The sequence below is a fragment of the Flavobacterium sp. CF108 genome, assembly GCF_900129795.1.
Lineage (GTDB): Bacteria > Bacteroidota > Bacteroidia > Flavobacteriales > Flavobacteriaceae > Flavobacterium.
Genome location: NZ_FQWW01000004.1, coordinates 14,951 through 34,918, shown reverse-complemented (window position 1 = coordinate 34,918; position 19,968 = coordinate 14,951). Strand labels below are relative to the sequence as shown.

At 33.1% G+C, this 19,968-nt stretch carries 15 protein-coding genes; 7 read left to right on the top strand and 8 right to left on the bottom strand.

All coding sequences use genetic code 11. The features are described from left to right. From BUE10_RS11880 to BUE10_RS11855, 6 genes are all read left to right on the top strand, one after another. Window positions 1-1,992 (top strand): DUF3857 domain-containing protein, encoded by a 1,992-nt coding sequence (locus tag BUE10_RS11880; RefSeq protein WP_073485347.1) that lies wholly within the window; start codon window positions 1-3, stop codon window positions 1,990-1,992. A 2-nt stretch (window positions 1,993-1,994) separates the two neighbouring features. Then, window positions 1,995-2,321 carry a nucleotide pyrophosphohydrolase gene (locus BUE10_RS11875; RefSeq protein ID WP_012022600.1) on the top strand — a complete coding sequence of 109 codons (327 nt, stop codon included), beginning with the start codon at window positions 1,995-1,997 and terminating at the stop codon, window positions 2,319-2,321. 134 nt (window positions 2,322-2,455) lie between these two features. Next, on the top strand, window positions 2,456-3,685 hold the full coding sequence (locus tag BUE10_RS11870; protein ID WP_073485345.1) for a 3-phosphoshikimate 1-carboxyvinyltransferase: 1,230 nt from the start codon (window positions 2,456-2,458) through the stop codon (window positions 3,683-3,685). Window positions 3,686-4,070: 385 nt separating this feature from the next. Beyond that, complete coding sequence (gene queA, locus BUE10_RS11865; RefSeq protein ID WP_053472529.1) at window positions 4,071-5,120, top strand: tRNA preQ1(34) S-adenosylmethionine ribosyltransferase-isomerase QueA; 1,050 nt, start codon at window positions 4,071-4,073, stop codon at window positions 5,118-5,120. A 336-nt stretch (window positions 5,121-5,456) separates the two neighbouring features. Further along, on the top strand, window positions 5,457-6,734 hold the full coding sequence (kynU, locus tag BUE10_RS11860) for a kynureninase (RefSeq protein WP_073485343.1): 1,278 nt from the start codon (window positions 5,457-5,459) through the stop codon (window positions 6,732-6,734). A gap of 562 nt (window positions 6,735-7,296) precedes the next feature. Further along, a complete protein-coding gene (locus BUE10_RS11855) occupies window positions 7,297-7,719 on the top strand; it encodes a YMGG-like glycine zipper-containing protein (RefSeq protein WP_073485341.1) in 423 nt (140 codons plus the stop codon). 55 nt (window positions 7,720-7,774) lie between these two features. Here BUE10_RS11855 and BUE10_RS11850 read toward each other — a convergent pair whose 3' ends face one another. Both BUE10_RS11850 and BUE10_RS11840 read right to left on the bottom strand, forming a co-directional pair. Next, window positions 7,775-9,583 carry a hypothetical protein gene (locus tag BUE10_RS11850; protein WP_073485339.1) on the bottom strand — a complete coding sequence of 603 codons (1,809 nt, stop codon included), beginning with the start codon at window positions 9,581-9,583 and terminating at the stop codon, window positions 7,775-7,777. Window positions 9,584-9,971: 388 nt separating this feature from the next. After that, window positions 9,972-11,528: a hypothetical protein gene (locus tag BUE10_RS11840; RefSeq protein WP_073485336.1), complete on the bottom strand. Its 1,557-nt coding sequence runs from the start codon at window positions 11,526-11,528 to the stop codon at window positions 9,972-9,974. Between the two features lie 116 nt (window positions 11,529-11,644). Here BUE10_RS11840 and BUE10_RS11835 point away from each other — a divergent pair, with 116 nt between their 5' ends. Beyond that, window positions 11,645-14,032, top strand: a complete 2,388-nt coding sequence (locus BUE10_RS11835) for a penicillin acylase family protein (protein WP_073485334.1) — start codon at window positions 11,645-11,647, stop codon at window positions 14,030-14,032. Window positions 14,033-14,196: 164 nt separating this feature from the next. On the opposite strand, the gene BUE10_RS11830 is transcribed toward BUE10_RS11835, so the two are convergent. From BUE10_RS11830 to BUE10_RS11805, 6 genes are all read right to left on the bottom strand, one after another. Further along, window positions 14,197-14,646, bottom strand: a complete 450-nt coding sequence (locus BUE10_RS11830; protein ID WP_073485333.1) for a hypothetical protein — start codon at window positions 14,644-14,646, stop codon at window positions 14,197-14,199. A 152-nt stretch (window positions 14,647-14,798) separates the two neighbouring features. Continuing rightward, window positions 14,799-16,262 (bottom strand): serine hydrolase domain-containing protein, encoded by a 1,464-nt coding sequence (locus BUE10_RS11825; RefSeq protein WP_073485331.1) that lies wholly within the window; start codon window positions 16,260-16,262, stop codon window positions 14,799-14,801. A gap of 222 nt (window positions 16,263-16,484) precedes the next feature. After that, window positions 16,485-16,952, bottom strand: a complete 468-nt coding sequence (locus BUE10_RS11820) for a nuclear transport factor 2 family protein (protein ID WP_234984741.1) — start codon at window positions 16,950-16,952, stop codon at window positions 16,485-16,487. A 43-nt stretch (window positions 16,953-16,995) separates the two neighbouring features. Continuing rightward, window positions 16,996-18,504 carry a serine hydrolase gene (locus BUE10_RS11815; protein ID WP_073485329.1) on the bottom strand — a complete coding sequence of 503 codons (1,509 nt, stop codon included), beginning with the start codon at window positions 18,502-18,504 and terminating at the stop codon, window positions 16,996-16,998. Window positions 18,505-18,578: 74 nt separating this feature from the next. Next, a complete protein-coding gene (locus tag BUE10_RS11810) occupies window positions 18,579-19,370 on the bottom strand; it encodes a helix-turn-helix domain-containing protein (RefSeq protein WP_073485328.1) in 792 nt (263 codons plus the stop codon). Window positions 19,371-19,405: 35 nt separating this feature from the next. Further along, on the bottom strand, window positions 19,406-19,945 hold the full coding sequence (locus BUE10_RS11805; protein ID WP_073485326.1) for a hypothetical protein: 540 nt from the start codon (window positions 19,943-19,945) through the stop codon (window positions 19,406-19,408). Window positions 19,946-19,968: the final 23 nt, after the last annotated feature.

Below are 19,968 nucleotides of genomic sequence, written 5' to 3'. Positions count from 1 at the left end.
ATGAAGTTGTCCAATTTTTTACCTGCTATAGTTTTATTACTTTTTATTGCAAAAGTACAATCTCAAAATTATCAATTGGGAAAAGTAACAATAGCAGAACTTCAGGAAAAAGTACATCCTATAGACAGCAGTGCCTCAGCAGCTATATTGTTTAAAAAAGGCAGAACCTATTTTAGTTACAATAAAGACGTTGGATTTTCTGCAAACCATGTCTGCGAAGTCAAAATTAAAATTTATAAAAAAGAAGGATTGAAATGGGCTGATCAAAAAGTCCGATTTTATATAGGTTATGAAAACTTAAACGAAGACCGCTTAGAATTTTCAGATGCAATTACCTATAATCTGGAGAATGAAGCCATAGTAAAAACTAAACTGGAGAATCAAGGGGCATTTAAGAAAAAAATCAATAATTACTGGAAAGAAAAAGCGATTACACTACCAAATGTAAAAGTGGGTTCTGTTATCGAATATAAATATATTTTAAAGTCTGAGAATATTGTAAAATTCCCTGACTTTGATATTCAATACGATATTCCGGTTAACTACTTTTATTATAAAACAGAAATACCAGAATTCTATATTTACAAACCAATTTTGATAGGCGGAATTCCGCTGGAAACTGATTCTAAAATCTCTACGGGAGGTCAAACATACGAAAATGAACACAATCAAACCAAATCATTTTCGTATCGACAAATTGAAGCCTATTATTCAGGAAAAAACGTCCCGGCTTTATATGAGGAACCGTATGTAAATAACATTGAAAATTACAAAGGAGCAATTAAGCACGAGCTGGAAAGAGTAAGAATGCCGGAACAACCCGTAAAAGATTATACGATGACTTGGGAAGGTGTGGCAAAAACAATTTTTAAAGATGACAGCTTCGGGAAAGAACTTAATGAAAGCAGTTTTTTAGTCGAGGATGTAAAACGATTAATTGGAAATGTAGAAGCTCAAAACGAAAGACTTAACCTGGTTTTTACTTATGTTCAAAACAAAATGAACTGGAATGAAAACTATGGTTATTATACAGATAAAGGAACTAAAAAAGCATATACAGATCAAACGGGGAATGTTGCCGAAATTAATTTTATTTTGATCAATATGCTTAGACTGGCAGGAATAGAGGCAAATCCGGTTTTAGTAAGTACAATCGAAAACGGACAGCCTGTTTATCCTACCAGAACCGGATTTAATTATGTAATTGCCGCGGCAGAAATTGACGGAAAACAATTTCTGCTTGACGCAACACACAAGTATACTTCTCCAAATATTTTACCTTTAAATGTTTTGAACTGGAAAGGAAGACTTATAAAAAATGATGGAACTTCATTAGAGATCGATTTAGAACCTTCAAATCCTTCCAAAGAAAGTTATAATTTGATGGCAAAAATAGATCAGGATGGAAAAATGAGCGGGCAGGTCAGAATTCTTCGAACAGATTATGATGCCTATCATTTTAGAGTAGAAAATGGTGCTAAAACTCAGGATAATTATCTTGAAAAGTTTGAAACAGAATTAGGAAACTTGACTATTTCAAATTATAAAATTGAGAACCAAAAATCAAATATCAAAGATCCAATTCTGGAAACTTTTTCTTTTACATCAGGCAGTCAGTCGGATATAATAGGAGGGAAAATTTTCGTAAGCCCATTATTGTTTTTTACAAGAACAAAGAATCCATTTAATCAGGAACAAAGGGTTATGCCGGTTTATTTTGGATATAAAAATCAGCAAAAATATAATGTGAATATCGAAATTCCAGAAGGTTTTCAAGTAGAATCTCTGCCACAGCCTATTAGAATTGCGACAGAAGATAAAAATATAATCTACATGCTAAATTTTTCTGCCGAAGGAAATAAAATTCAAATAACCTGCTCAAAAGAAATTAACAGCAGTATTTTTGCAGCAGAACAATATACTGGACTGAAAAATATGTTTCAAAAAGTTATTGCGAGTCAAAATGAAAAAATAGTCCTTAAAAAAATATAATCATGGATTTGAAAAATGCACAATTAGACGTTGATACCTGGATAAAAGAACACGGAGTTCGTTACTTTAACGAATTAACCAATATGGCACAACTTACAGAAGAAGTAGGAGAAGTTGCCAGAATTATTGCTCGTCGTTACGGAGAACAATCTGAAAAAGAAAGTGATAAAAACAAAGATTTAGGCGAAGAATTAGCCGATGTTGTTTTTGTAGTTTTATGTCTGGCGAATCAAACCGGAATTGATTTACAAGCCGCTTTTGATAAAAAAATGGACTTAAAATCGGTTAGGGATAAAGATCGTCACAAAAACAACGATAAATTGAAATAATTGTGAAATATCACTCATAAGTTTTGAATTATGAGTTTTGAATTTTGAATTATGAATGGGGAGTGGTAAATTGCGGGGCTGAATTAAGTTTCTAATCATTCATAATTCATAATTCACAACTTACAATTAAAAAAATGAATTTAAAATTAAGTACGAATTCACAATTCACCATTGATAATTCACAATTAAATATCACAGGTTCTAAAAGCGAAACAAACCGTTTATTATTACTAAAAGCGTTATTTCCAAATATTACCTTAGCCAATACTTCAAACTCTGATGACAGCGAAGTAATGCAGAAAGCATTAATTGGCAATGATAAAATTGTAGACATTCACCACGCAGGAACTGCAATGCGTTTCTTAACCGCATATTTTGCCGTAAGCGAAGGCAGAGAAGTTGTAATGACAGGTTCTAGCAGAATGCAGGAACGCCCAATAAAAATTTTGGTTGAAACATTAGGCCAATTGGGAGTTGAGATTACTTATGAAAAAGAAGTTGGTTATCCGCCAATTAGAATCAAAGGAAAAAAAGTTACCGATTCAAAAGTTACTTTAGCAGCTAATGTAAGCAGCCAGTATATTTCGGCACTTTTATTAGTGGCTTCAAAATTAGAAAATGGTTTAGAATTGACATTAGAAGGAGAAATTACTTCAGTTCCTTATATCAAAATGACTTTGGCTTTGTTAAATGATTTAGATATAAAAACAAGTTTTGAAGGAAACATAATTAAAGTTTATCCTAAAGAATCTGTTGAATCAAAAGAAATGGTTGTAGAATCTGACTGGAGTTCGGCTTCGTATTTCTTTAGTCTTGTGGCTTTGGCCGATGCTGCAAAAATAACCTTAAGCAGTTATAAAGAAAACAGCCTTCAGGGAGATTCAGAATTAGTTTCTCTTTATGAAAAAATGGGTGTGAAAACTACTTTCCAAAATAATAAAATGACTTTGGAAAAAGCAGCAGGATTTAATTATCAGGATGTAAATTTTGAATTGAATAACACGCCGGATATCGCGCAGACAATTGTAGTAACTTGTTTAGGTTTAGGAATTGGATGTCATTTAACAGGTCTTCATACTTTAAAAATTAAAGAAACAGACAGACTTGAAGCCTTAAGAATTGAGCTTACAAAATTGGGAGCAAACATATCAGTAACCAATGACAGTTTAACTTTAGAGCGTTCAGGAAATATTAATCACGATATACATATTGCAACATATAATGATCACCGTATGGCAATGGCATTTGCGCCGCTTGCGATCAAAGTACCAATTATTATCGACGATGCCGAAGTAGTTTCAAAATCATACCCAGATTTCTGGAATGACTTAAAAGCCTTAAACTTCCAAGTTTCAGAATTGTAAAGTTTTGAACCATATAAGTTATATAAGTTCATTTAAATAAAAGCTCGATACAAAGCTTAAGAAAAACATAGCCTCTGGTTTCAACCAGAGGTTTTTTTTATGCGCATTACAAAGCAAACCCGGAAGGTTTTTAAAACCTGTCGGGTTTAAACAGTATGTAAAAATCCAGTTAATATGAACTTATATAACTTATATGGTTCAAAAACGTTAAAATTAATTTAAATAATGTGTTTTAGCTCATCGTAAAACCTCACTAAATCAAGGACTTTTGAAAATAAACGTCAAAACACTTGACAACGCCTATCTCACAATCGTATATTTGCAGGCGATTTAAAATTTTAGATAAAAAAATCTAAGATTGATATTTTAAAATCTAACTTCAAATATGAAATTATCACACTTCAATTTCAATTTACCGAAAGAACTTTTAGCTGAATTCCCGGCAGAAAATAGAGATGAATCTCGTTTAATGGTAATTGACCGTCAAAAACAAACTATAGAACATAAAATGTTTAAAGATGTTATCAACTATTTTGATGACGGAGACGTTTTAATTCTTAACAATACAAAAGTTTTCCCTGCACGTTTGTACGGAAACAAAGAAAAAACTGGAGCTAGAATTGAGGTTTTCTTATTAAGAGAATTAAATTCAGAGCAGCGTCTTTGGGACGTTTTAGTAGATCCGGCTAGAAAAATCCGTATCGGAAACAAACTTTATTTTGGTGACGACGATTCGTTAGTTGCTGAGGTAATCGACAATACAACATCTCGTGGAAGAACATTACGTTTCTTATACGATGGTTCTTATGAAGAATTCAGAAACAAATTAACAGAACTTGGAGAAACGCCAATCCCTAAATACATCAACAGAGAAGTTACTGCTGAAGATGCTGAAAGATACCAAACAATCTACGCAAAAGAAGAAGGAGCTGTAGCGGCGCCAACTGCTGGTTTACACTTCTCAAAACACCTTTTGAAAAAATTAGAAATCAAAGGAGTAAATTTTGCTGAGGTAACTTTACACGTAGGTTTAGGAACTTTCAATCCAGTTGAGGTTGAAGATTTATCTAAACACAAAATGGATTCAGAAGAATTGATCATTAATCAACAAGCTTGTGATATCGTAAATGAAGCAAAAGCAAAGAAAAAACGTATTTGTGCAGTAGGAACAACTTCTATGCGTGCAATTGAAAGTTCTGTTTCTTCTGCAAATACTTTGAATCCTTACGAAGGATGGACAAATAAATTTATTTTCCCCCCTCATGATTTCAGTATTGCAAACTGTATGATTACGAATTTCCACACACCAAAATCAACATTATTAATGATGATTTCTGCTTTCTGTGGGCATGATTTAATGAAAAAAGCATACGACGAAGCAATCAAAGAAGGATACAAATTCTATTCTTACGGAGACGCAATGTTAATTCTATAATTAGAATTTATCTTATAAAGAAACCCGACAAGTTTTTAAAACCTGTCGGGTTTTTTGTTTTTAATAGTTTTGTTTCAAGTTTCAGGTTTCAAGTTTGAAGTTCGTTGTGTGTTTAACCGCAAAGTTCGCAAGGATTTTTTGCTCAGTTTGTGTTTGCCAAGTGCTAAAGAACGCAAAGCTTTGCGAACTTAGCGTTTGTAAACGTCAACCTTGATAAAAATCCTTGTGAACTTTGCGGTTAAATTTCACAAACCATATCAACGTGAAACGTGAAACCTGAAACAAAAAAAACAATAATCGAAATTTTTGTTATTTTTACGACTCAAAATAAACACAATGACTTTTCAAAATACACGCGAATTTGCACGAGAGCTAGATTCGAAAGACGCATTAAACCATTATCAGGAACAATTTATTTTTCCTAAAGTAAACGACAAACGAGTAATCTACTTTACCGGAAATTCATTAGGATTACAGCCAAAACGCACCAAAGCTTATATTGACGAAATAATGAACGACTGGGCAGAACTTGCTGTCGAAGGTCATTTTTATGCCGAGAAACCTTGGTGGGATTATCAGGAAAGATTTGCTGAACCGTTGAGTAAAATTGTGGGAGCAATTTCGTCAGAAGTTACGGTTATGAATACTTTGACTGTGAATCTTCATTTACTGATGGTATCTTTTTATCAGCCAAAAGGAAAACGTTATAAAATTATCTGCGAAGAAAAAGCATTTCCATCAGATCAATATATGTTTCAAAGTCAGGTTCATTTTCATGGATACAAACCAGAAGATGCGATTGTAGAAATTAAACGTCGCGAAGGAGAACACAATATTCGTCTTGAAGATGTTTTAGCAAAAATCGAAGAAGTTGGTGATGAATTGGCTTTAGTTTTAATTGGCGGAGTAAATTATTACACCGGACAAGTTTTCGATATTAAAACCATTACGGCTGCCGGACAAAAAGCCGGAGCAAAAGTAGGTTGGGATTTAGCACACGCTGCCGGAAATATAAAATTAGAACTTCACGACTGGAATGTTGATTTCGCCGCTTGGTGCAGTTATAAATATATGAATTCAGGGCCAGGAAATGCTTCTGGAGTTTTTGTTCACGAAAGACATCATAACGATCCGGATTTACCTCGTTTTGCAGGCTGGTGGGGACATAACAAAGAACGCCGTTTTAAAATGGAACCTAATTTCGATCCCGTTCACGGAGCAGGAGGATGGCAGATTAGTAATCTTCCAGTTTTATCTTTAGCGCCGTATTTGGCTTCTGTAGAAATGTTTGCTGAAGTTGGAATGGATGCTTTAATTAAAAAACGTGATCATATTACATCCTATTTAGAATTTATTCTACATGAAATTGACAAAGAAGTAGAAAGTACTTTTGAAATTATTACACCAACAAATCCTGAAGAAAGAGCTTCACAATTGTCTGTTTTCCTGCATGGAGAAGGAAGAAGTTTATTCGATTATTTAATGAAAAACGGAGTTATTACAGATTGGCGAGAACCAAATGTAATTCGCCTGGCACCAGTTCCTTTATATTGTTCTTATGAAGATATGTACGATTTTGGGCAAATCCTGAAAAAAGGAATTTTAGGTAAGTAAAAAAGAATAATCTCGCAAAGTCGCAGAGGCGCAAAGTTTTTTTATTTAAAGCCACAGATTAAAAGGATTAAAAAGATTTTTTTTAAATTGCCTCCAGCTTTAGCTGGAGGTATTAAAGATGAAATTTGAAAGGCTTTAGCCAAACGTGTATAGTTTGGCTAAAGCCTTTTTGATTTGCGTTTATATTTTCATCCAGCTAAAGCTGGACGCTATTAAACTTAGTAGGAGTTAATTAATCTCTCAAAGTTTTTTATTTCACGTAGATTTTGCAGATTAAGCAGATTTTTTGACAAAGTATATCAAAAGATTAATCCGCTTAATCTGCAAAATCTGCGGGAAAAATTTCCAACGTAATTTGAAATCTTTTTAATCCTTTTAATCTGTGGCTAAAAAAACTTTGCGTCTCTGCGACTTTGCGAGATTAAACCATTCAGTTTTGAATAGAAATCTTGCGAGCAAAACACAAAATCTTCTAATCTTATAACGTTTCTCAAAAATCATGTAATAATCGGGACGGGATATATTGCGTATTTTGTAGTGTATAATTTTAAAAACTACAATCATGAAAGGCTTATATATATTATTAGCGGTAATACTTATCACTTCTTGTCAAAATCAAAGTAAAGATGATATAAACAAAGCCAAACAAGCCAGTATTGATTCAATGAAAGTTGAGATTAACAAACAACGTGTAATAGATTCAATGAAAACTGAAATGGCTAAAATTAAAGAAGAGCAAAAAGTTGAATCTCAAAAAGTTGTTGTCGTACATCAAAATGATGGAACAGCCACCACAACTGCCAAAAAGAAAGGCTGGAGTGCAACTGCTAAAGGTGCTGTAATTGGTGCCGGAGTTGGTGCTGCAACCGGAGCAATTGTGAGTAAGAAAAAAGGTGAAGGTGCTATTATTGGTGGTTTGGCCGGTGCTGCTTTAGGAACTGGTACAGGTGCTGTTATTGACAGCAAGAACAAGAAGAAAGAATAGATTTTAACTATATACTAAAAACGCCGATTTAGAATTTCTAAATCGGCGTTTTGTTTTATACTAATTCTGGTTTCGGAATCTGGATCGCATTTAATTCTGATTTATAAAAATCGAATTGATTTTTGATTTTTTCTTCTTCGGTTTTAAAATAAAAAGTGGATGAAAATAGATTCTGATAATATTCGATTCCTTCTAAAATATTCGTTTTAAAAGAATTCCATTTTTTTATCTGCATTGCGGTTACTTCTCCAGAAATCATTTCAATTTCATTTCTAAAATAATCAACATACATTTTTAATTCCTTCACAAATAAATTCGGGCGGTCTGTTCTCAAAACCGATTTCCCCTGATAAATGTGCTGTACCATTTCTTTTAAAGAAACTTCCTGATCAAAATATGCTAGATTTGGCCCAGGACAAATTACTACACCTTGAGCCTGGCCTTTTATTTGAATATCATTTTCAAGATAAGAAGCATTGGCCAAACCTACACACAAACATGATTTTTCGGTTATTTTGATTTTGCTTTTCTCAAATGCATCGGCAGATAAAGTATTTTTTATGCGTTCTAATTCTTCCAGTTTAATATCCTGATATTTTTTTGAAGCTGTACAAATTCCATGCAGATCGTATTCTTTGCTTAATGCTAAGAATTTTTTCGGACATGAACTTCCGGCTTTATTCTCGTGGATTCTTTTTTGTTTTAAAAATTCATTTGTAGTTCCTTTCAAAGTATTAAACGGAACTCCCAAAGGTGAAATATTACTTAAATAAAAATCATCTTCTTTAGCATTCATCAATAAATTTCGGGTTTCCTTATCTACAGAAGTAGCTTCGGGAACCAATAAAAATGGAGATCCCCAGCCAACAGAATCGACTGGATATTCATCTAATAAAAATTCATGCTCTTCGGCAGTTCCAACTCCGCCCTGAACTGTAATTTTCAATTCTAAAGGCTTTTCTGGAAAAACCTGATTTTTTAGCTGTAAAGCTTTAATCATTAAATCATGGGCCGATTGTACCAATTGCTCTTTTTTCTGCTTAAATTCTTCTAAAATGGTGCCTAGTAAGAGTCCATCAGTGGCAAAGGCGTGACCGCCGCAGTTTAATCCGGATTCGATTCGGTATTCAGAAACCCAAAGACCTTTTTTAGCAAGGAAATTTCCCTGAATCATAGCCGATCGAAAATCACTTACTTTTAAAATAATTTTCTTTTTAAGTTGGTTATTTTCATTCGGGAAAAAATCTTTGAAATTTTCGAAGTAACCGAACAATCTCGGATTCATTCCTGCAGAAAGCACAACAGACGATTCCAGATTACTATTTGCAAAACCTCTTAAAGCGGCGTGAGCGTCATTAAATTCAATTGGAAGCTGTTCATTTTTAATGAAATTATCTTTGTCCAGTTTCGTCATAATATTAACGTCAATTTCTCCCGGAAAAAGATTCGTTTCGATATAATTCTGAATATTTTCTTTAAAAGCAATTCCATCATCCAGTAAATTCTGAAATCCTTTTTTAATGTCAGAAGTATTAGGAAGCATCGACATGAAGTTTTCAAGAGAAGTTTTGCTTTCGGCTAAATCTGTTTTAAAATTTTCAAATTTTTCTTTTACGATTTTGTCAACTAAATTTAGATAAGAAGTGATTCTCTCTGCACGGTAATCATGAAATTTCTGTGTGATTTCTTCGTACGGAATATTGAATTTAGCGCTGTAAAAATTACGCATCTTCTCAATCAAGTCATCATCAGCGAGAGCAACAACAGACGAAATTCCATATTGCGCCACGCGAATTGGGCTGTCAATTGTATATGCAAGACCCATCACCGGAATATGAAAAGTGTGTAAAGGTATTTTTGCCATTTGTTTTCAGATTAAAATAAAGGCAAATATTGAAAAAAGGATTTTTTTAAAAGCTGATAATTGTCAGGTTTGTGGGTTGGTTGCCACGAATTCCACGAATTTCCACGAATTTTTATTCGCAGGATTTTAAAAAAAATAATTCGTGAAAATTCGTGGCGAAAAAACTATACTAATCCATTCAACTTTTTAAAACAGATAATCATTACGGATATTGATTGCGTTCCTGCGGTTGAAACCGCAGGCTGTGTTTTCTTTGCGTATATTTTTTCAATATAGCCCGTGGTTTCAACCACGGGGAACGTATTGTGAGAATGCGTTATGGGATTTCTTTGCGGAAATACATTGTGTTCCTGCGGTTGAAACCGCAGGCTATATTGACGAGGTGCGTTTATATCAAAATCTTCTTCAAAGATTCTGCGATGCTTCTCCATAAAAAGTTGTAGAATGATTTTTTCTGAATTCTTTCAATCTCAACATCAGCGGTTTTGGCTTTGTCTTTCGAATCGTTTTTGACCAATAAATTAGCAATTGCAGATTTGAGTTTGGCTTCTTTTTCAGGATGTTTCTTTTTGTATAATTTCACTTTTAAATCGTCATAATCTAAAGAAGCATTTCCTTTTGAAATATTATCATTTCCATAGAAATTAAAACGGTATTTATGAAAAGTTCCCGTAAATATTGCATTCATATAAGGTTGGCTGAATTGCCCCATTGCCCTTACATCAAAATTTGAAATCACGCCCTGAATATGAAAACTGTCTTTTTTATCCAAAACATTAAAACTCCAATCGACATCAAGAGGCGACGTTTTCATGAAAATGCATTTGATTTTTATTTTCACGTCATCGGTTTTTTTGAGACCAAAACCACTTCGCAGGCTGGTTGCCTGTAGGTTGAATTTATCGAAGTTTAAAATTCCGGGACCTTTCGAGAAATCAATTTCTTCTTCATAAATCAATTTGGATTTTAAAACCTGTAAAGTATCTATTTGAAGCGGAAATTTTATATTTCGTAATAAATGATTGTACAGATATTTTTTGCTTAAATCGTCTTTCGGCATTTTTCCGCGATAAATGTTTGCATCAAAATGATTGATTACAAGTGAATTTGCTTTAAAGAAAAAACGATCGTTTTTAAAACCCCAATCCATTTTTGAAACTTGAGCCGAATCGAATTTTAAGGTATAAATGTCCTTTTCTTTATCTAAACGTTTGGTAAAATCTCGTCGGTTAAATTGCGGGAGATTAGAGAAATTATTGATTTTCAGAAAATTCTTTTCGGTACTTATTTTTCCAATATTGATATGGTAAAAAGCACTCGGTCTGTAAAATAAACTATCAATAACCAAGGCATAGCTTTTATACTGCAGCGGAATTTTCTCTTTCAAAGTGGCATCGGTCAGCAAAATTCCTTCTAATTTCAGAATGATTTTTTTGATGCTGAAAATTGGCTTTTGAGTATCTAAAGAAACAACATCAACCGTTCCGTCATTTAAGTAAATATTCGAAACAGCAACAATTTTTCGGAAAGGTTCAAAAATTTCACTTTTGATACTTTTACTGTTATTCAACAATTTTTCGCCTTTTTTATATAAAATCACTCTGGGTTTATTGATGATAATACTTTCAGCCTGAATAATATCACGGAAAGCCAAATCCCAAATATTAAAATGTTTTATTGTAATAGATTCAATTTTAGAGAAAAGACCGTTTTTGCTGTCTTTCGGCTGATTCTTCGGATTTACTAATAATGTCTCTGCGTAGATATTTCGAGAAAAAAGAGAAATTTCAATTTTTTCGTAATTGATATTATAAACGGTTTTGTTTTTCTCGTGAATAATAATCGGGAGCTGTTTTTTAATCCAGTAATTCAGGCCAATATTTGCTAAAATCACAAGTAGGAAAAGAGAAATCACACCAATTGCTATTTTTTTATATATTGACATTTATAAGATTGATTTTAAATACATAAATTTAGGCTTTAAAAAAGGAGGATTATTACATTATTCTTCTTTTTGATTACATCATTTTACAAACATCACGGTTTATACTTTTGCAAAATATGAGAAGATTTAAAAAATTTCTGCTGGTTTTAGTAGTGCTTATTGTTGTACTTGGAATAGGTTTATGTACTTATATTTTTCATTTGAAACCTAAGTATGAAGGAGAAATAGAATTGAAAAATCTCCAAAAAGAAACCACAGTATATTTTGATGAATATGGTGTTCCTCATATTTATGCCGATTCTGAAAAAGATGCCATGACAGCGCTTGGATATGTTCATGCGCAGGAAAGATTATGGCAGATGGAATTGCTCCGCAGAATTGCTCCGGGAAAATTATCAGAAATCTTCGGGTCTGTGGCACTTAAAAATGACAAGTTTTTTGCCGGAATTGGTATCGAAGAAGCTTCGGCGAAAGCCATTGCCAAATTAGATAAAAACAGTGAAAGCTATAAATTGACACAAGCGTATCTGGACGGAATTAATCAATATTTAGATGAAGGAACAACGCCAGTTGAATTTACATTGGTTGGAATAAAAAAGGAAAAATTCACGATAAAAGATGTTTACAATATCTTCGGCTATATGTCTTTTAGTTTTGCAATGGCTCAAAAAACAGATCCTTTATTGACCGATATTCGAAATAAATACGGCGTTGAATATTTGAAAGATTTAGGAATTGAAGGCGAATTCAATAATACGCAGATCAAAAGTTCGAAAGAAAATATTGAAGATTATACCGCTGTTTCAAAATTGATTACGGCATTGTTGGACAAATCTCCAATTCCGCCATTTATAGGAAGTAACAGCTGGGTTGCGGGACCGCATAAAACAAAGAGCGGAAAAGTGATTTTTGCCAATGATCCGCATATTGGGTTTTCGCAGCCGGCAACTTGGTACGAAGCGCATATTGTAACTCCAAAACATGAATTGTACGGCTGTTATCTGGCTGGAACTCCGTTTCCGTTATTGGCACACAATCGTGATTATGCCTATGGTTTAACGATGTTTGAAAATGATGACATCGATTTTTATCAGGAAAAAAATAAAGATGGAGATTCTAATCAATATCAAACACCAACAGGTTTTGCGAATTACGAAGTCAGAAAAAAGACGATTAAAGTAAAAGATACTTCGGATGTTGTGCTGACAATTAAGTCAAGCCGACACGGGCCAATCATGAATGATTTACTGGAACGATTGGATCGTAAAAATCCGATTGCAATGTTGTGGACATACACGCATCAGCCCATTCAAATTTTGGATGCTGCTTATGGTCTTTCGCATGCTAAAAATAAAGAGGATTTTAAAAAGGCTGCCAGCTTAATTGCTGCGCCGGGATTAAATGTAATGTACGGCGATGCTAAAGGAAATGTGGGCTGGTGGGCGACAGGAAAATTGTATAAACATAACAAAGGCGTAAATACACATTTAATTTTAGACGGTTCAAGCGGGAAAGATGATATTGTAGAATATTTAGATTTTTCGAAAAACCCATCGGCTGAAAATCCGAAATGGGGTTATGTATATTCAGCAAATAATCAACCGGAACCAATTGACGGGTTTTTATATCCGGGATATTATCTGCCGGAAGATCGTGCAAAAAGAATTTCTGGTTTAATGGATGCAAAATCAGATTGGGATAAAGAAGCAATCAGCAAAATGATTTATGATAATACATCTGAAGTTGCAGTTGGAACGGTTCAAAATCTAATTTCGAATATTGATCTTAATGCTGTTTCGGCATCAGAAAAAGAAGCTATAAAAGTTTTAAAATCATGGAAAGGAACTACAAACATGGAAGATGTTGCGCCAACGATTTATAATAAATGGGTTTATCTTTATCTGAAGAATACTTTTGAAGACGAAATGGGCGAGGACAATTTTAATATGTTTTTGGGAATTTCTGTTGGAAAACAAGTTATTGCCAATCAGGTTAAAAATGAAAATTCGGTTTGGTGGGATAATATCAAAACCAAAAATGTAAAAGAAACCAGAAAAGACATTGTTTCAAAATCATTTCATGAAGCGATTTCAGATCTTCAAAAACAATTGGGAACCACAATTGCTGATTGGAAATGGGGAGAAGTTCATACGGTTGAACATGAACATCCGTTAGGAAAAGTCGCGGCACTTCGTGGATTATTTAATGTAGGGCCTTTTGCTTCACCGGGTTCAAATGAAGTTATCAATAATTTATTTTTCGGTTTAACCAATGAAGGAAAGTATTATGTAAAAGGCGGACCTTCAACGAGAAGAATTGTAGATTTTTCTGATATTGAAAACAGCTGGAGTATTCTGCCAACAGGACAATCAGGAAATCCGTTCAGTAAACATTACAGCGACCAAGCCGAAATGTATAACGCTGGGAAATTCAGAAAAATGAAATTGAATAAAGAAGAGATTATAAAAACGTCGACTAAACTGGTTTTGAAACCTAAAGGATAGTTTGTTTTGTTTCAAGTTTCAGGTTTCAGGTTGTGGGTTACGAAATCTTTGTCAAAGTTTCAAACTTTGACAAAGATATTGAGACTTAAAAACCTTTGAACCTTTGTTGCTTTGTCCCTTTGAGCCTAAACTTAGAACCTTAGTATCTCAGAACCTCAGAACCTTTACTTAGAAATATACTTCCCCTTCACAATATCATTTGCAAAAATATTCAGGTTATTAGTAAGGACTTTACTAGTTGTCATAATATTTTGGGTTTGATAAGCTGTATCTTTTTCGTATGCTTTTAGCAAAGTTTCTAACTCCACTTCATCATACACAACAAAAAGATTGTAAATCGCATCTCTGAAATTTTTGTAGTTAATGCTTTCCGTAATTTCCATTGCTTTTTGTTCGTTCCAGCCTTCTTTTGCAGAAGCTTCGTTTATTTTAGCTAAACAAAAATCAATTACATAGTTTTTGTAATGTGTGGCTTCTATGATTTTGTCGACAATAATTTTATTTTGTTGTGAAGGCATTGCCGGAGACGGCGGATTTACTTGCGAAATACAAATTGTTGGAATTAAAAGGCATAGGAATAAAGCCAGAAAAGCGTGCTTTTTTAGATTTTTCATAGGTTATTTTAGTTGTTTTGGGTACGGCTAAAATAATATTTTTTATGATAAATCATCGGGTTTCAATGTTACAAGTTATAACAAAAAGAACTCCGATAAAACAGATTTTGAATCGATTTTACCGGAGTTGATTTTAAGAGATATTCTAAAAATTATTTCGCTTTATTTTTTGAAAGTTCTTCTAATACTTTTTTTCCATTTTCATTTGAAGGATCAAGTTCAACTGATTTTGAATAATTAGCTAAGGCCAGTTTTTTATCTCCATCGGCTAAATATGCTTCACCTAAACTATCGTAAACATTTCCTGATTTTGGGAAAGCTTCTACATTAATTTTGAAAACTTCGATTGCTTCTTTCTTTTTTCCGGCTTGTAATAATTGGTAACCTGCATTATTCATGTCGCCTTCCTTAATACCGTAAGTTGGATCGATTTTTAGTTTCTTATAAGTATCTAAACCTGCAGTTGTACCTTTTTCTTTAAAAATATCTAAAAGTTCAAGTGCCATTGATTTTTTAGGCTGATTATAAGGCTGATTGTATAAAATATTACGAATAGCCTCGTTCATTTCGCCTAAAACTGTTCCGCCGGTATTGTTCAATAAAACAACTAGATTTTTATCAGCAGGCACGCGGGAAATGATGGTGTTGAATCCGTTAATGCCGCCGCCGTGCTCAATAATTTTTAATTTGCCTTTACCTTCAATATTAACATCTTCTAAAGACCATCCATAACCATAAGATTCATCTCCCCAGGATTTTATATAAGGTTTGAATAAAGATTCCATTGATTTTTCTGAAAGTATTTTATTGCCATAAAGCGCCTGATCCCAAAGATATAAATCTTCTACAGTCGAATATAAAGAACCTGCAGCATAAGGAATACTCATATCAATAAAAGAAGAGTTAACATAGTTTTTGCCTTGTTTTTCATAACCGGCGGCTCTGTTTTTAAGGATAATTTCGCTATGATCAAAACCTGTATTTACAAGGTTTAAAGGCGTAAGAATAGTTTCCTGTAAATATTGCTCATAGGTTTTACCTGTAATTTTTTCGATAATATAACCCAGTAAAAAGTATCCGGAATTACTATAGTTAAATTTTTCGCCCGGTTTAAATTCAAGCGGCAGTTTATCAAATGTTTTTACAAAATCTTGTGGAGAATACGGATTACGGCTTTTATCTCTAAGAAAGTTTGGTGTAGCCGTATAATTTGGAATTCCGGATGTATGTGTAAGCAAATTATGAATCGTGATTTTATCGCCATTTTCTTTTGGATAATCCGGTAAATAAGTTGTGATTGGAACATCTAGTTTTATTTTTCCTTCTTCAGCCAGTTTTACTATTAAAAATGCTGTGAATTGTTTGGTGATCGAACCTAATCTGAATTTAGTATCAGATTGATTAGGAATATTCCATTCCATATTAGCCAGACCAAAACCTTTTTTAAAGATTACTTTTCCGTTTTCTGCCACCAAAGCAGATCCGTTAAACTGGCCGTATTCAGTATATTTAGCTAAAAGATCTTCGATTTGTTTTGTCTTGTCCTGCGCAAAAGTAGTTATTGTAAAAAGTGATAATATTGCGTAGAGTGCAATGAGTTTGATTGATTTTTTCATAATGCTGGGTTATGGGTTTAGGTAATGAATGATGCGTTTTGATTGATGATTGAAACTTCTAACAATTAGATATTCAATAAATGAAATCGAAAGTACGATTTTTTTTACTTGAATAAATCCAGGTGCTTAAAATGTTAGACGACTGAATTTTGATTTGGTTTCAACATTCAACAATTTTTTTCATTCACTTTACTAAAAAAGAACTCGAGTGTAGACTAAAGGCTAGTTTTTATAAGGTCTATGCTCGTAACTCACAATTCGTTTCAATTTCCAATCTGTTCCATTCCTTTCCCAAATATGAACAAATTTTCCAGTCCCTTTTGGAACGCCATCAACATAAAAAGTATGTTCTCCTAATTGTACAGCTCCAAAATCGCCTAATTTATCAATTGTACAAGAATTTAGTTTTCGGGTTAATTTTTTCGGACTCTCGCATTTTGAAATCAGCGATTTGATTTCATTTGCCTGAGATATGTTCAATCCAGAGCGGTCATCGTAAAACTCAACATCTTCTGAAATTATTTTTTTAAAGAGGGCAGCATCGCATTGATTGAATGCAACATCAAAAAGTAAACTGTCCATTTTAATAATTTCAGTTTTTAAAAGATCCATTTTTAAAATTTCTGAATTTGTCTGCGCAATAGCTTCTTTTTTTAAAAATAGTATAAAGAGAACTAATATGTTGATCATTTTTGGCATAGCTATAGTTTTATAATATTGATTTTCGGGTGAATTATTTCGTTTCAATATCAATTAGTTTTTGCCCATTTTCGCCAAGATAATGCAAGAGTAAATCTTTGTATACTTTATAGCCATCATCAACATTGGTAAAAATAATAAGACCTTGTTTTGTTTTTGGAAGTATAAAAAACAGCGTTTGAACACCCTGATCTGCGCCGCCGTGTGATAAAGCATATTCGCCGTTTCCGAAATCATAAATTTCAAAACCCAGACCAAAATATTTATCTTTTTTCGTTGTGACCTGATGCGCATTCATGTCGTCAAATACCTTTTTACTCAAGCCTTCGCCGTTTAAAACACTGCAAAGAAACTTACCGTAATCTTCAATAGTCGTTAATAAATCGTCGGCAGCGTTTGCGGTTTTGTTTTTAACCGGTTCATACGCATTTCCCTTTTTATCATAATTAACAGCATATCTCGAAAGATCGATTTTATCATTCCAAACAAGCTGCGAATCATTCATTTTTGCCGGTTCAAAAACCAATTCTGATGCTAATTGTTCTAATGTTTTATGGAATTTTTTCTCTAACGCTTTTCGCAGATATTCAAAACCTTCGCCAGAATATTGATATTTTGTTCCGGGTTTGAATTTGAAATCCAGTTTCCCAGATTCGTTTAAAAATCTCCAGTTTGGGAAGCCCGTTTGATGACTTAAAACAATTCTCGTTGTAAGCAGTTTTAAATACGGATCATTTGCAATATCTGGATCTGTCCAGTATTTATAAAGCGGCTCGTCAAGATCCCATTTTCCTGCACTTACTAATTTTAGCGTTGTAATCGCAGTAATAGGTTTTGTTAAAGAAGCTACGTTCCAAATGGTATTATATGGCGCGGTAACACCTTTTTTGAGTTCGCCAAAAACTTTTACCTGTTTCAGCTTTCCATCTGTAATAATTCCGATTCCTAAAGCCGGAACATTATTTTCTTTAAGCCATTTTTCAGTTTCCTGATCGTTATCAAAAAGATTTGATTTTCCAGCTGTAGAACTTGTCATTTGATGATTGTAACTTAGCGATCGGGCTAATTTCCACTCCTTGTTTTTTAAGAGCCAAAGATGCGTGAATTTGGCAAAACTTCCGGCCTGTTCAGCACTGCCAGCCGTATTTTCATAAAAACGATGCGTTCCCATTTGAATCGCACCGTATAAAATACCATTTTTATACAAGGGATAAACTTCGGTGCTTCCATTAATTAGTTCTCTGCGATAGTTATATTTTCTTGTTGGAGAACAGATTCCGTTTTTCAATGTTTTTAAAAATCTGGCTTTATCCGAAATGCTGTCTTTGTCATGATAAAACTCAAAATCTTCGGTATAAAGATTTTCAAATTGTTTTATATCGCAGGTATTAAAACCAATATTAAAAAGAAGACTGTCTTTTGACATAATGGTTTTGTACAAAGCCGAGTTTTCGGTTTCCTGAGAAAATCCAAATTGGATTTGAAAAAGTAAAATTCCAACTAAAATAAATTTTAATTGAAAAAAAGTGTGATTGATTTTCATTGTGATTGATTGATGATTAATGACTTGCAATATTACATCAATCAAAAATTGAAAAATAGTATAAAAGCGAAAACTTACCTTTTTTGCGAAAGAAAATAGGAATTGGGGTCGAACATCTTAGGCGTTGTCTTCGTTACATCTTTAAATTTTTTTATGAAATGCGATTGATCGAAGTACTTATTATACAATGCAACATCGGTTAATTTCAGTTTTTCTAAATCAGAATTCACCATTTGATCGACCGATTTTCTAAACTTCAAAATCTGAATGTATTTTTTAATTGTCAATCCGGTTGCCGTTTTAAATTTAATCTGCAATAATCGCTGTGATGATTTTAAATCTTTACTGATTTCAGAAACCGAAATTTCTTCCTGATTTTTAATGATTTCGCAGATTCTTTCAATCACATTTTTGTTTAGATGTAAAACTGCTAATTCTTCAAAATAAATATTTATCGTATTTAATAAAGTTTCAATTTCAGCGTTATTTCGAACTTTAAAAGGCAATTCTTCAGGATTAATTTTAAGAATAGAATCTGTAAAATTGCTTAAATCATATTTCGGAAACATCGAAAGTGTCCACGTATGAAGCTGTATTATAGTGACTTTAGTTTTCGGCTGAATATTCACCAAAACTTTATTGGTCATTTGCGAACAAAAGTAAATGCCTTCGTTCATTTCGTATTTGTTTTTACTAGTATGAACTTCTATCGCATTTCCAGTTACAATGGCAAGATTAAAACAGCCGTTTGGTAAAACGAGTTTATTTTCAATCAGGCTTTCGCCGATGCTGTTATCTAAACACCAAATTTTATTGACGAACCTTTCAGCTTTTGGAGTTACATAATGTTCTGAGTAGAGGTTCATTTTTGTTTATTAGTTTGAATTGTTTCTCTGAAAATTTATTCAAATGTTACTTTCGCGGCATTAATCTTTATTGAATTTACAAGCTCTTTGAACGAATTAAGATATTTGTTAAATTCAGCATGATCTTTTGCTGCTAAAACAGCTGTAATAATGGTAGTTTTAGATTCGATAACCAATAAAGCTTCTTCTTTAAAATTAGGATATATGTAGCTTACAACTTTATAACGTCCGGTTAAAAAGTTATCTTTCTTTAAATTTTCAAAGCTGTAATTTAATTCACCAATCTTTATTTCAGGAATATCATTTTTTAATTCCGAACTATTTCCTTCAATCCATAAATTTAGATCAGGCGGCGATTGATAATCTAATCCATAAACATACATATAAGTATCGTCGCTGCTATTTTTCTCGTCTGGCCTTATTAAAAAAGGAATTTGATCATTTTCGGCCTGAACCCAGTTTTTAGGAATTTCCAGCCTTATTAAATGTTTAGGGCCGGTTAGCATTTTTGACTGAGCATAAAAATTAAAAGAAACCAGAATAAGAAGTGCTGTTAAATAAGTTTTAATTTTCATAGGTTACGAAGAAAAGATAAGTT

What these genes read in the sequence shown, in the direction of transcription:
- BUE10_RS11880 (WP_073485347.1), top strand. Translation starts at nt 1, where the DNA reads ATGAAGTTGTCCAATTTTTTACCTGCTATAGTTTTATTACTTTTTATT.
- BUE10_RS11875 (WP_012022600.1), top strand. Translation starts at nt 1,995, where the DNA reads ATGGATTTGAAAAATGCACAATTAGACGTTGATACCTGGATAAAAGAA.
- BUE10_RS11870 (WP_073485345.1), top strand. Translation starts at nt 2,456, where the DNA reads ATGAATTTAAAATTAAGTACGAATTCACAATTCACCATTGATAATTCA.
- queA (WP_053472529.1), top strand. Translation starts at nt 4,071, where the DNA reads ATGAAATTATCACACTTCAATTTCAATTTACCGAAAGAACTTTTAGCT.
- kynU (WP_073485343.1), top strand. Translation starts at nt 5,457, where the DNA reads ATGACTTTTCAAAATACACGCGAATTTGCACGAGAGCTAGATTCGAAA.
- BUE10_RS11855 (WP_073485341.1), top strand. Translation starts at nt 7,297, where the DNA reads ATGAAAGGCTTATATATATTATTAGCGGTAATACTTATCACTTCTTGT.
- BUE10_RS11850 (WP_073485339.1), bottom strand. Translation starts at nt 9,583, where the DNA reads ATGGCAAAAATACCTTTACACACTTTTCATATTCCGGTGATGGGTCTT.
- BUE10_RS11840 (WP_073485336.1), bottom strand. Translation starts at nt 11,528, where the DNA reads ATGTCAATATATAAAAAAATAGCAATTGGTGTGATTTCTCTTTTCCTA.
- BUE10_RS11835 (WP_073485334.1), top strand. Translation starts at nt 11,645, where the DNA reads ATGAGAAGATTTAAAAAATTTCTGCTGGTTTTAGTAGTGCTTATTGTT.
- BUE10_RS11830 (WP_073485333.1), bottom strand. Translation starts at nt 14,646, where the DNA reads ATGAAAAATCTAAAAAAGCACGCTTTTCTGGCTTTATTCCTATGCCTT.
- BUE10_RS11825 (WP_073485331.1), bottom strand. Translation starts at nt 16,262, where the DNA reads ATGAAAAAATCAATCAAACTCATTGCACTCTACGCAATATTATCACTT.
- BUE10_RS11820 (WP_234984741.1), bottom strand. Translation starts at nt 16,952, where the DNA reads ATGATCAACATATTAGTTCTCTTTATACTATTTTTAAAAAAAGAAGCT.
- BUE10_RS11815 (WP_073485329.1), bottom strand. Translation starts at nt 18,504, where the DNA reads ATGAAAATCAATCACACTTTTTTTCAATTAAAATTTATTTTAGTTGGA.
- BUE10_RS11810 (WP_073485328.1), bottom strand. Translation starts at nt 19,370, where the DNA reads ATGAACCTCTACTCAGAACATTATGTAACTCCAAAAGCTGAAAGGTTC.
- BUE10_RS11805 (WP_073485326.1), bottom strand. Translation starts at nt 19,945, where the DNA reads ATGAAAATTAAAACTTATTTAACAGCACTTCTTATTCTGGTTTCTTTT.